This window comes from Psychrobacter sp. ASPA161_9, assembly GCF_051970275.1.
Lineage (GTDB): Bacteria > Pseudomonadota > Gammaproteobacteria > Pseudomonadales > Moraxellaceae > Psychrobacter.
Genome location: NZ_JBEFNI010000011.1, coordinates 117514 through 129661 on the forward strand (window position 1 = coordinate 117514; position 12148 = coordinate 129661).

10 protein-coding genes and 2 tRNA genes are annotated in these 12148 nt (G+C 38.7%); 5 read left to right on the forward strand and 7 right to left on the reverse strand.

Annotated features, from left to right (window positions below; translation table 11 throughout):
• Positions 1 to 298: 298 nt before the first annotated feature.
• Together ACTQ9S_RS12590 and ACTQ9S_RS12595 are read left to right on the forward strand one after the other, a co-directional pair.
• A tRNA-Lys gene (locus tag ACTQ9S_RS12590) sits at positions 299 to 374 on the forward strand.
• 227 nt (positions 375 to 601) lie between these two features.
• Positions 602 to 677, forward strand: a tRNA-Lys gene (locus ACTQ9S_RS12595).
• Between the two features lie 65 nt (positions 678 to 742).
• Here ACTQ9S_RS12595 and ACTQ9S_RS12600 read toward each other — a convergent pair.
• Positions 743 to 1531 carry an MBL fold metallo-hydrolase gene (locus tag ACTQ9S_RS12600; RefSeq protein ID WP_440455112.1) on the reverse strand — a complete coding sequence of 263 codons (789 nt, stop codon included), beginning with the start codon at positions 1529 to 1531 and terminating at the stop codon, positions 743 to 745.
• A 292-nt stretch (positions 1532 to 1823) separates the two neighbouring features.
• A complete protein-coding gene (locus ACTQ9S_RS12605) occupies positions 1824 to 3911 on the reverse strand; it encodes a catalase (RefSeq protein ID WP_440455113.1) in 2088 nt (695 codons plus the stop codon).
• A 407-nt stretch (positions 3912 to 4318) separates the two neighbouring features.
• On the opposite strand from ACTQ9S_RS12605, the gene ACTQ9S_RS12610 reads away from it, so the two are divergent.
• The gene (locus tag ACTQ9S_RS12610) at positions 4319 to 5128 is read left to right on the forward strand and encodes a dienelactone hydrolase family protein (protein ID WP_440455114.1); all 810 of its coding nucleotides are present in this window, start codon (positions 4319 to 4321) and stop codon (positions 5126 to 5128) included.
• Positions 5129 to 5261: 133 nt separating this feature from the next.
• On the opposite strand, the gene ACTQ9S_RS12615 is transcribed toward ACTQ9S_RS12610, so the two are convergent.
• The 3 genes from ACTQ9S_RS12615 to ACTQ9S_RS12625 form a co-directional block, all read right to left on the reverse strand.
• Positions 5262 to 5909: a DUF938 domain-containing protein gene (locus tag ACTQ9S_RS12615; protein WP_440455115.1), complete on the reverse strand. Its 648-nt coding sequence runs from the start codon at positions 5907 to 5909 to the stop codon at positions 5262 to 5264.
• A gap of 85 nt (positions 5910 to 5994) precedes the next feature.
• Positions 5995 to 6459: a flavodoxin family protein gene (locus tag ACTQ9S_RS12620; protein ID WP_440455116.1), complete on the reverse strand. Its 465-nt coding sequence runs from the start codon at positions 6457 to 6459 to the stop codon at positions 5995 to 5997.
• A gap of 23 nt (positions 6460 to 6482) precedes the next feature.
• The gene (locus ACTQ9S_RS12625; RefSeq protein WP_440455117.1) at positions 6483 to 6890 is read right to left on the reverse strand and encodes an OsmC family protein; all 408 of its coding nucleotides are present in this window, start codon (positions 6888 to 6890) and stop codon (positions 6483 to 6485) included.
• Between the two features lie 285 nt (positions 6891 to 7175).
• Between ACTQ9S_RS12625 and ACTQ9S_RS12630 the strand changes: the two genes are divergently transcribed.
• Both ACTQ9S_RS12630 and ACTQ9S_RS12635 read left to right on the forward strand, forming a co-directional pair.
• A complete protein-coding gene (locus ACTQ9S_RS12630) occupies positions 7176 to 8642 on the forward strand; it encodes a hypothetical protein (RefSeq protein ID WP_440455118.1) in 1467 nt (488 codons plus the stop codon).
• Between the two features lie 77 nt (positions 8643 to 8719).
• Positions 8720 to 10069: a DUF1501 domain-containing protein gene (locus ACTQ9S_RS12635; RefSeq protein WP_440455119.1), complete on the forward strand. Its 1350-nt coding sequence runs from the start codon at positions 8720 to 8722 to the stop codon at positions 10067 to 10069.
• Between the two features lie 535 nt (positions 10070 to 10604).
• Here ACTQ9S_RS12635 and ACTQ9S_RS12640 read toward each other — a convergent pair.
• Both ACTQ9S_RS12640 and ACTQ9S_RS12645 read right to left on the reverse strand, forming a co-directional pair.
• Complete coding sequence (locus tag ACTQ9S_RS12640) at positions 10605 to 11495, reverse strand: DUF2971 domain-containing protein (RefSeq protein ID WP_440455120.1); 891 nt, start codon at positions 11493 to 11495, stop codon at positions 10605 to 10607.
• 306 nt (positions 11496 to 11801) lie between these two features.
• The gene (locus ACTQ9S_RS12645) at positions 11802 to 11951 is read right to left on the reverse strand and encodes a hypothetical protein (protein WP_440455121.1); all 150 of its coding nucleotides are present in this window, start codon (positions 11949 to 11951) and stop codon (positions 11802 to 11804) included.
• Positions 11952 to 12148 lie beyond the last annotated feature (197 nt).

Consider the following 12148-nt stretch of genomic DNA (forward strand, 5'->3'; position numbering starts at 1 on the left):
AGCAACATATAAGATATAAAGGGTTAAGAATAGATAAAACAGTAAAAAAAGAAAGAAATCTAAATTTTTATGTGAGATTTGCACTTTTTTTAAAATGCGGGGTTGTAATTGTCATAATAATATATATAATGTGCTCTCACGTTTAGGGATACAAATTCTTTAAACGAGAGAACAAACTTGATGTCTCTGTTGATATTGATAAGTCGATATATAAAGAAATTAAGTTTGAAATAATCTCCTTTTAAGGAAATTATTCTTGCGAAGCTAAAAAAGCAGTGCTTTTTTTATACACTTCTCAGGGCCGTTAGCTCAGTTGGTAGAGCAGTTGACTTTTAATCAATTGGTCCCGCGTTCGAATCGCGGACGGCCCACCATTTTTAGTTTAATCCTTATTAAGCGTTCTGCCCTATCCGGTAGTTGTTTAATAAATTAGTTTGAAAGACCTTATTTAGGTTTCAAGTTTTATATAATTTCCCTTTAAGGAAATTATTCTTGCATACAATCAGATATATTGATTATATGCATAAGTATTAGATAATCCTATTTAAAGGATTTTCTCTTGCGAAGCTAAAAAAGCAGTGCTTTTTTTATACGCTTCTCAGGGCCGTTAGCTCAGTTGGTAGAGCAGTTGACTTTTAATCAATTGGTCCCGCGTTCGAATCGCGGACGGCCCACCATATTCCTAAAAGCCCAGTCACTATACGATATAGTGACTGGGCTTTTTTTCGTCTGAAGCTTTTCTTTATTTCTTACGGTTACCTTTAAAAATACTGAAGTCAGCATCTTTTCGCCACAGCAGTTTATGCTTGATAGTATCTTTAATCGTACGTGGGTGCTTAGGCGCTTGCTTTATTAACATATCAAAAGTCGCTTCATCTATAGCTAACTCACGTCCATGCGCCATCATGACTATTGATGGCTTTAAATCTTTTATTCTTTGTAATGACTGGATATAAACTTTAGGATCATAAATGGGAAAAGGTGCAACGAATTTATGACGTAGCTTAATAATCAAATCAGCTGTATATACCTGCCTACTTGGCACATGGAACAAAGATAAATCACGATCTGTATGGCCTGGCGTCTCTAGGACTTGCCATTCATCAAACCCCGGCACACAATCTCCATCTTTAACGACAACATCAGGCTTAAGGCGCGCTGGATAATACAAGTTTTTAGGTGAGCGCCCTTGACGTCTCGCCACATAATTAGCCAGACCCATATCTACAAAATGCATGGTTCGCCCGCCGATACCGCTATACCACTGAGTCTTCTTATCTGCTGATACAATTAGGCAGCCAGTCTCTTTTTTAAATTGATGTGCGCCGCCAGCATGATCTGGATGCATGTGAGTGACTATCACTACTTTCAAATCCGTTATCGGGCGCTGCAAAGTCGCTCTAATATAGTCTAGCACCATCGCTACATCAGGGCGGCAGCCACCATCTAATAGCATAATTTTAGATGGATATATCGCAAGATACGTACTTTGAATATATCCATCTAAGCGTACAATTTCACATAAACTCATTTATATTCCCTGCCTCATTAATCATTCTTGTTATGAGGCTTCCTTTCAGTGTAAGCAATAATCTTTAGTATAGCGTTCGTCATTTTTAAATAAATGACTTTGAGTGAACGCTTGTGACTATAAATAGTTAATATTGAATAACGCTTGAACAAAAAACTTATAAATTTGTCATCAGAAAAGCAAAAACTCAGCACATAGGCTGAGTTTAAGATAAAGCATTTAATAATTGAAATTGCAGTTAGCGTTGTTTAAACAAAATTGATCTTTGCTAAGCTAGCCTTTACTGATTTAACTAGGCAAGATCACGAACCTTGGGCTCACGTTCCCACAGACGTGATTTGGCATTTTCGATAAAGGTATCTAACTCAGCCAATGGCGTGACAAAGCTATCTTTTTCGATAGGTAGCTTACTTAAGATAAATTCATCGGTCGCCCCGCAATAAGCAATCGCTTTGCAATGCCCATAAGCGTCATTGAACCAATCTAATGCTGAGCTGTCTTTGGCAAGCTTTTTAGCTTGATCAGGCATAATGATACTAACCACTGCATCAAACATCACTGAAGGACCGCCAGCGAGACGCTCGTCAGCTTGTATGCGTGTATCGTCATCCAACACAACTTCTTTGTTGGGCGCAACGATTTTTACGCTAGCGCCCTGCTCTTTTGCCGCATCTTCAAACTTTTTGATTTCGCTATGTTTGGAGCCATCAGCGACCAAGATACCAATCAGACGTCCTTTCAAACTCTTAGGAGTAAGACCAATCGTTTGTACTGCATCGGAAGTCGCCATATCTTGTACTGGTGCTGCTGCGTCGGCTGGTTCTGGCAATTCCATACCAAGCGCTTTTGCCACACGATTTGCCAAGTCTTCATCGATATGAATGAGATGACTAAGCGTACGAGTACGTACATGCGCCGTATCTACCTTACCAAGCTCAAACGCGTAAGCAGAAGCAATATGTGCTTGCTCAGCTGGCGTTTGACTGCGATAGAACATACGCGGTTGACTATAATGATCCGCAAAGCTCTCCGCACGTACGCGACCTTTCGCACCATCATCTAACTGCTCATGGAATGATCCAAAACCACGCTTAACGCTTTCACGCGGTCTGGTTGGATCTAAACTCTGAGGTTCATAAAGGACGCGAGTTTTAGGTACTTGCATTTGCATATGACCGTCTTGCTGATTATTTGCAAACGGACATTTTGGCGCATTGATTGGAATTTGTGCAAAGTTTGGTGAGCCTAACCGTGAGAGCTGGGTATCTAAATAACTAAATAGACGACCTTGTAATAATGGGTCATTACTAAAATCGATACCAGGTGGCAAGTGTGATGGACAGAATGCGACTTGCTCTGTTTCCGCAAAGAAATTATCCGGATAACGATTGAGCACCATTTTACCCACTACCTTAACTGGCACCATTTCTTCTGGAATCAGCTTGGTAGCATCTAAATGGTCAAATGGGAATTCATTGGCTTCTTCTTCGGTAAATAGCTGTACACCAAACTCCCACTCAGGATAGTCGCCGTTATTAATTGATTCAAACAGATCACGACGATGATAATCAGGATCAGCACCTGAAATTTTCACTGCTTCATCCCACGTGGTCGACTGTACACCAAGTACTGGCTTCCAATGAAAACGCACAAAGGTACTCTTACCATCTTTGTTAATCAAACGATAGCTATGAATACCAAAGCCTTCCATCATGCGTAAGCTACGCGGTAAAGCACGATCACTCATCAGCCAAATTAGATTATGCATAGTCTCAGGACTTAACGACACAAAGTCCCAAAACGTATCATGGGCAGATGCCGCTTGCGGGAAACCGCGATCAGGCTCTGGTTTTACCGCATGGATTAGGTCTGGGAATTTCATCGCATCTTGAATAAAGAAGATTGGCATGTTGTTACCAACGATATCCCAGTTACCTTCTTCGGTATAGATCTTCACTGCAAAACCACGTACATCACGTGGTGTATCTTTTGAACCCTTATTACCAGCAACCGTAGAAAAGCGCGTAAACAATGGCGTCTGTTTACCAGTTTCAGTTAAAATTTTCGCCGTAGTATATTCTTCTAATGACTCTGTTAGTTCAAAATAACCGTGCGCTGCACTACCGCGCGCATGGACAATACGCTCAGGAATACGCTCATGGTCAAAATGATGAATCTTTTCACGCAGTACAAAATCTTCTAATAGAGTCGGCCCGCGAGCGCCTGCTTTTAGAGAATTTTGGTTATCAGAAATAGCGACGCCCTGCTGGGTCGTTAAAACTTTAGTGTCATCACCTGCGCGCTGATGAGTCTCACCCCCGTTACCACGTTCAGTATTCATATTCTTAGCGGGGTCGGTATGATCTAGATTCTTATTCATAATATATCCTAGCTAATGAGTAAAATGACCTCTTTTGAAATCATTAATAAAGTGCTTACACAGGTTTAGTATCCTTGGAGATAATTTTGACTTCATATGTCTATTAGTTGTCTGTGTTTTAGCACTGCCGATTATTAAAAAGATAAAGAAATAATAAGCTTACGAGTTATATTACCCAAAAACTAAGTGGTGTATATAGTGAACCTTGTTGATATTTAGTTAAAGTTTATGCATTTTAAATAGAAAGACCTTATTTCTTTAGCCTACGTCTTAGAAATCGATTCTTGTAATGTAGATCTTCTTTAAGGTATGATTTTATGAAGGATTACACACCGATGATAAATAAATGGACATTATTCTTAGCCACATATTTATCTCTCTCTTATCAAATTATGAGGCTACCTATTATGTCACCGTTACCAACATCATCAACCACATCTGACTCTTCTTCTAAGAACTTCTATCGCTCATTAATGCTGGGAACTTCATTAGGTTTGATGGCGCTCACTTTTAGCCAAACAGCTGCAGCCATTACTACCAAAAACGTTACCTATAAGGTTGATGACCAAGTATATGAAGGTTATTACGCTAAAGCCGATAAACCTAATGCGCCTTTTATTTTACTCATTCATGATTGGGATGGGTTGACAGACTATGAGCGTAAACGCGCTGATATGTTAGCAACTGAAGGCTATAACGTATTGGCAGCAGACATGTTTGGGCAAGGCATTCACCCTACTTCTATTGAAGAAAATAAACGCTTAACCGGAGCATTATATGACGATCGTAGCAAGATGCGCCGCTTGCTACAAGGTGCACTGAATGCCGGACGACTACAAGGTAATGATGTGCGTAAAGGCACTACAATGGGGTATTGTTTTGGCGGTACGGTTGCTTTAGAGCTAGCACGCTCAGGCTTCCCGCAAAAAGCGTTTGTACCATTCCATGGTGCTTTTGATATTCCAACGGGACAAAGTTATGACAATACCACTGGAGAAATCTTAGTTTTCCACGGCTCTGCTGATGAATCTGTATCCCTTGAGAGCTTTGCCACTTTGGGTAAGACGTTAGAGACTGCTAAGGTACCACATGAGCTGGTAACTTATAGTGGTGCGCCACATGCCTTTAGTGTATTCGGGAGTGATAGATATGATAAACGTGCCGATGAACGCTCTTGGAAGCGTTATTTGGATTTTTTAGTAGAAGAATATAAATAATTAGAATAAATTGTGTTAGTCCAATCAACAAGATATCTATCATATGTAGAGTATCAAGATAGAATTAAGTGATTTTATCTTGATGCCTTTTCAGCTTTTCAAGTGCAACATAACTTCCTATACAACCTTTGTCTTAGCTTGTTTTCTGAAAGACCAATAGCTGATTATTCGCAGGCATCGCATACTTCTCACTTAACGTTAAATGATGTTGTTCTGCTAAATCTGTTATGTCTTCCAAATTGCGAATGCCGCTCTGTGCATCATGCTGCCGTAGGCTGATATCAAACTGCTGATTACTGGCACTGGTGTAGTGTCCATTTTCGTTGAATGGTCCATATACAATCAGCTTTCCGTGTACAGGTAGTATATCTCCGACCAAAGCAAACAACTGCTCAACTAAAGACCAAGCAATGATATGCAGGGTGTTGGCAGTAAATACTGCATCGTAAGGCGTATCAATATTATGGTTAACTGGCACTGAGTCATGAGCTAAATTAAAAGCAAGAGGTGCATATAAGTTAGCCGCAGGATGTTCGGTGTGCCAAGCATTAATACTTGCATGATTGTTGACAACATCACTGGTCTGCCATGTTAAGTGCGCTAATCTTGGGGCAAAATAAATACTATGTTGACCAGTCCCTGAGCCAATCTCTAGCACATGCAGAGAGTCTTTTAACTCTTTTTGCAAAATAGCTAATATAGGCTGCTTGTTATTCTCACAAGCTCGAGAGAATGGCAGTACAGCAGCAGACATAGAATCAGTATTAATATTATTATTCATTATTAACATCCTAATTTTTATACTATTGATATCACGATATTAGGGCGTATTGAACATTCACAAATAGTAGCTAAACGCTTTAAAACTAATAAATACCCGCTTCTACTCCAGCTGCAAGAGTCATCGCCAGCTCTTCTACTTGCTCGGTAAATGTCTCTTGCCAATCGCCTCGTAAAATCAGTGCCTCTTGAATCCATTCCCAACGCAGTCCAGTGGTAATTGTCTTCATAGCAAGCTTGGTACCCGTACCATCCTGTCCAGCTCGAATATATAACGCAAATGGCATGCCTTGCTTTTCTTCTAGTACAGGGTAATAACATCGATCAAAGAAGTCTTTGGTCAGCCCTGCCATATAAGCTAGATTCTCAGTCGTTCCTAATAATAATGCATCAGCTGCCAACACATCTTCAGGCTGAGTATCTTGTGGCGATTTTAGGATAACATTAATATCTATATCAGGATGATTAGCACCTTCGTATGCAGCTTGTGCTAATTTTTTGGTATTAGTCGACGGCGCATGCGCGACGATGAGTAAAGTTTTAGTAGTCATATCAATCACCATTATAGAGGTTACTAGTTTTTGGAATTAATAGTCACTTTCTGAATAAGATCAGGATGGATACTTTTAGCAACCGGACAAGTCAGCGCGGTGTTATAGAATATTTTTCGCGTTTTATCATCTAACTCTTGGTTAAAAGTAATAGCAATATGTACTTCACTGACTCGTCTTGGGTCAGCTGCCATAACCTTAGTAACTTCGGCAATAGTGCCTGCAATATCAATCTCCATATCACGAGCTTTGATACCAATAATCGTCAACATACAACTGGCCAAACTGGTCGCTAGCAGATCCGTTGGCGAAAACGCTTCACCTTTACCCTGATTGTCAGTTGGCGCGTCGGTTATGATTTCATCATTTGATTGCAAGTGAATAGCTTGGGTTCGTAGATCGCCTTGGTAAGTTACTTTTGAGGTTGTCATAGGGTTCTCTTTGCTAGTTGTTTGTCTTAATTGTTATACCTGCTAGTGGCAGTGCTTATATAGAATGATCTCATTACACTATCTTACAGTGGTATAAGACTTATGCAAATAAGTATGGTTATCAAAACTTGATTGCTACAATTTCCTAGTTGTTATGGGTTTTATAGAAAGAAAGCTAGTCTATACTCACAATCCCGATACTACAGTCAAAATTAAGCATTAATTCCTCAACATATGTAAAACGAATTTATGCAAAACGAAATTATCTTAATGAATGGAATGTTTATGAGTGTTAGCCAGAATTTGTTAAATTTAGATACGGTCACAGAAGGTAAGGTTATCAAAAGCGATGGTAGCATTATTAGTACTTCTAGTTATGATGTATCCGACTTTATTAAAGTAGAGCCAAATGCTGCATATACCATCTTTAGCGAACAACGCAGAGGTCTTGATACATTTAATAGTATTGCCTATTACGATGGAAACAAGAGGTTTATCAAGCGGGTATCCGCAATAGACAGATATTCGGAAAGTATAACTATTATTACCCCTAGAGATGCTTACTATGCGCGCCTCAATATGAATGGTGGCCATGCCTACGAGCATAATCGTACGTTTGTAAAGGGTGGCGAAGTACTGCCTTATCAAGATCTTGAGGGCGTATACCCTGACCCTAATCAAGATACAATCTATTATAAGAATAATTATAATACGCCTGAAGAAGCGCTTGAGGATGCAGCTAAGCGCGGAGGTGCCAATATTATATTCCCAGATGGTAAGTATGAGGTAGCGCTAGAACCTAGAGTGCCCAATATTCGGCTGTTTGGTACGGGTGAAACCTACTTTTATGCTAAATCTAGATCAGCAGTGCTTGAAGTCCGTGAAGAAGGTAATGGCTTTCAAGCTACTGGCGTTCATTTTAGAGGCCAAACCATAAAGCATTCTGACACTAACAGCCCACTGGCCACCTCTATCTATTGCATGTGGATATGGGGCAAAAATTGTAAGTTTAGTAACTTTACGTCTGAAGGAGCGATATACGATAGCTTATACATACGTGGCGACGGTGAAATGAACTTCGAAGCTAGTGATTTCAGAATAGGTCCATCTAACAGAAACTGTTTAACTATCGCATCAGGCCTTGGTATAACACTTAAGAACGGCATCGTTCGATTCGAAAAAGATGCGTATGTCTATTCTACAAACCCTAGAGGAAGTGATTCTGAACCGACCTATGGCGGTTTATACCTTGCTGATATTGAACCACCTACATCTTCTCATCAATGGGGCAATGTACTATATGAAGACATTGAGTTTATCAATGCTAGCGACTCATCTGGAGGCCGACGGGTCATAGTACAAGATAACAATCGTGACAATCGCAATTACTTTGATATTACTGTTCGTAACTGTCTTATGATCAAGGAAGGTAATCATAATGGAGATGCCCCGTACATCAGTCTGAAATCAAAGTCTGATCAGAAAGTATTTAGAGGTATTAATGTTGAAGGTGGTACATATAATAACCGCGTCATTATGACATCAGAGTATGAGAAGGTACTTGAAGACTGTACGTTTGAGAATATTACACTAGATACTATAAAGGCTTTTAGCTGGCTAATTACCCTTGGCAAAGATTGTGTTGTCAGAAATATTGATACTAAAGTTGGCGATGAAATTACAAATTTCAATATTAACTCTTCAACTAATATCAATGTCGAAAATGTATTAGGCAATAGTAATGTTAGTTGATGATATCTTTCTTTAGTAGTATCGCAGGTCAATGTTTTAACAAGTCATAAAGTAATAAAGATTATAGGAAAGTTATCATGAATGAATTATCAAGAAGAGCCTTTTTACAGCGTTTAGGCTATTTAGCGGGTGCTGGTGTCGTTACTCCTATGGCTATCAACTTATCAGCTATGAACAAAGCAACAGCGGCAACGACAGACTCAGATTATAAAGCCTTGGTCTGTGTTCTATTAGACGGAGGTAACGATCAAGCCAACACTTTGATTCCCATCGACACATCCAACTATGCAACTTACCGTAAGATACGTCAAGATATCGCTTTGGATCAATCCACTTTATTACCTTTAATACCTGCAACTAATCTAGCTAGCGGTCTGAAATGGGGTTTTAATCCCAATCTCAAGCGTTTAAACAGCTTATTTCACCTAAGAAAATTGGCAGTCTTACAGAATGTAGGGTCTTTAGTACAGCCTACTTCATTAGATCAGTATAAAAATCGGTCAGTAGCGTTACCCAGAGGTTTGTTTTCTCACTTTACTCAAAAGCAAAATTGGCAAAGCACAGCTTCGGACTCTTTTAGAGAAGGTTGGGGCGGAAAAATTGGTGATGCAATACTAAAACAAAATTCGCATGGAGCGTTTTCTTGTGTTGGTACCGACAATGATACTTTATTTCTGACAGGTGGAAATACCAATCCATTGAAAGTTACCCCTTATGGTATCAAAGGTACTGGAAGTAATAAAGAAGGATCCCAGGGATCTGATGCAATGAGCTTTTCAGAAGCACTGAGTAATTTATTCACTTCATCTGACGACAATGCAGTTACCGATTCTACTAACGAATCAATGATGTTATCAGCTATAGAAGACGCAAAAACTATTTCAACTGAATTTGCCACTGAAAATGCATTAGCGCAACAGCTAAAAACAGTAGCATCACTTATCAAAGCACGAGATACGCTGGGTGTCAAACGTCAGATATTCTTTGTAAAGCTTAAAGGATTCGATACCCATAATGATCTACTTGGGCGACATAGTACGTTGATGCGTCTACTTGACGATGCATTAGGAAGTTTTTATGAAGCCACTGAAGAATTGGGAGTTTCTCAGAATGTCACCACTTTCACTATGTCAGAGTTCGGTCGAACTTTTAACAGCCATGGTGATGGATCAGAGCATGGCTGGGGAGGTCACCATTTCATTATGGGTGGCGCAGTGAAAGGTAGAGATTTTTATGGTGAAGCACCAGAGATAGGTCTAGATACAGCCATTGATGTCGGTGAAGGTGCATGGTTACCTACGACATCTATTGATCAGTATTCAGCGACTTTGGCTAAATGGTTTGGCGTCTCAGATAACAATCTGACAATGGTAGCGCCTAATCTACACAAGTTCAATAATTGGGATTTAGGCTTTATGTCTAGCTAATTGATTTCTAAAGTATCTTATATATAGAAGCACCTCATATGTGAAGGTCGTTTCGACAGCAATAAAGCTTGCCAGAATTCAGTTTTGGCAAGCTTTATTGTTTTAAGATAGCTCTACTCCGCCAAACCTAAAATTATTTAAAATAAGTGAGAGATAACTAATTAAAACAGGCTGACGGCAACGCTTATTTTAAGCATTACAAGCTGCCTTATTAATGATCACATCTACTTCACTGATGCGTTTGGGATCAGCTGCCATAACTTCAGTCATCTAGGCAGTAGTACCTGCAATATCAATATCACGAGCTTTAATACCAATAATGGTCAATATGCAGCTGGCTAAGCTGGTCGCCAATAGATCCGTTAACGAAAAGGCATCACCTTTGCCTTAACTGTCTGTTGGCGCGTCAGTGATGATTTTATTGTCTGATTGCAGGTGAATAGCGGTGGTACGCATCGCCTTGGTAAGTTACTTTTGAGGTATTCATAACTTTATCCTCAAATATTTTAGATAATGGTTTTTATATCAAATACAGCTATAAAACGTACTTACTACTAAGTGTTGTTACTAAATCATCAAGATCAGAACGAGCAACAACCCCAGTTTGCTCATATCTATCGTTAAAAATGTCTTTTACTAAGTTAAAAAACCATTCAGGTGCTTCAGGAGAAACCTTAATACTATTAATAAAATCATTCGATTTGAGCCTAATTAAAGAGCCGGCCTCAACTCTATTACTTAAAGGGTCATTGCTGTGATTATATGCTATTAACCTTATTTCGTTCTCAAATTTATATGCTTTATGCTTATGGACAAAGGGTGCGAGTTTACTATCGACCTCTAAGCTATAATAATCTGCTCGATGATCTATATACTCAACCTTTTGTATTAGCAGATTTACATCTTTATCTTCTTCTATAGAGTCTAATAGTTGACCAATGGTGGTGGTAATACATACGGAGTTTATATCATTACCGTATATTTTCCACATGGCAATACTTTCAGTATCATCTATATTGGAATGCCAACAGCTCACATCCAACCATTTCTTTTGTGCTTTAATAACATCCTTATACGTTACTTTTTCTGATAGCTTGATGTCTCCAAAAACAGTCGTAAACGACTTATTTCTAGACTTCTCTTCATATTCTTGTTGCCTTTGTTTAGCTTCTTCAATACTTTCAGGAGAGTTACAATTTCCTTCAAGGCTTAAAGGTAGACTATTATTTACAAGGTTACTTAATGCTTCTGCGGCACCGCTATAAAAGAAATCATTTATTGTTGTCAATCCTCCTTCTAGTCTATCTTCAAACTTGTCGATTCTACACATAAATAGTTGTTTACTTTCAAGTATATGTAAAAACTTACTTAAATCCATATACCTTTGTATTTTAGTACTTCTATCTAACGTATTTGACATTTTCATAATTCTGACCTAGAAAGATAAAATGAGTTGCTATAGGCAATTTAGCATAATATCACTAACCAACAATCTAAATATGGCGAGTAAACTAACTTTAGCAAGGTTATAAACACTAAATTATTAGATAGGGATAGTAATGATAAGCATAAAAAAAAGCTCCCAACGATTAAATTGGGAGCTTTGATAAAGAGTGCTAACGATGACCTACTCTCAAATAGGCGAACCACATTACCATAGACACTACGATGTTTCACTATTGAGTTCGGGGAGAGGTCAGGTTTAGTAAGCTTCTAATTATAAAATGAACTATTAATTTTTACATCCATTTTTGTTACAAGTGATTTTTTGTGAGCTATTAACCCAATGGTCAGGATGTAGCTTAGTATCAGAACCACAACCAGTACGTCCGCCTTTAGTTCCACTATGAATTTCGCTAGTAGGTGTATGTTTGACAGCCATTGCATTTATCCTTTTAAAGTAGAGTAATCAAAACGGTTATGTGTTATTAGTGAACTTAAGTATAGCCTATAATGACATATAAAGTACATCGGATTTTAATACTATAAAATACACTCAGATAAATATCTAAAAGACTATTAAAGCGGTAACTTCTAAATCAACCACACAAAGAAAACCCCCCGTCTAGATAACTAGTC

Coding starts and splice junctions, on each gene's coding strand:
- ACTQ9S_RS12600 (WP_440455112.1), bottom strand. CDS start 1,531: ATGAGTTTATGTGAAATTGTACGCTTAGATGGATATATTCAAAGTACG.
- ACTQ9S_RS12605 (WP_440455113.1), bottom strand. CDS start 3,911: ATGAATAAGAATCTAGATCATACCGACCCCGCTAAGAATATGAATACT.
- ACTQ9S_RS12610 (WP_440455114.1), top strand. CDS start 4,319: ATGTCACCGTTACCAACATCATCAACCACATCTGACTCTTCTTCTAAG.
- ACTQ9S_RS12615 (WP_440455115.1), bottom strand. CDS start 5,909: ATGAATAATAATATTAATACTGATTCTATGTCTGCTGCTGTACTGCCA.
- ACTQ9S_RS12620 (WP_440455116.1), bottom strand. CDS start 6,459: ATGACTACTAAAACTTTACTCATCGTCGCGCATGCGCCGTCGACTAAT.
- ACTQ9S_RS12625 (WP_440455117.1), bottom strand. CDS start 6,890: ATGACAACCTCAAAAGTAACTTACCAAGGCGATCTACGAACCCAAGCT.
- ACTQ9S_RS12630 (WP_440455118.1), top strand. CDS start 7,176: ATGAGTGTTAGCCAGAATTTGTTAAATTTAGATACGGTCACAGAAGGT.
- ACTQ9S_RS12635 (WP_440455119.1), top strand. CDS start 8,720: ATGAATGAATTATCAAGAAGAGCCTTTTTACAGCGTTTAGGCTATTTA.
- ACTQ9S_RS12640 (WP_440455120.1), bottom strand. CDS start 11,495: ATGAAAATGTCAAATACGTTAGATAGAAGTACTAAAATACAAAGGTAT.
- ACTQ9S_RS12645 (WP_440455121.1), bottom strand. CDS start 11,951: ATGGCTGTCAAACATACACCTACTAGCGAAATTCATAGTGGAACTAAA.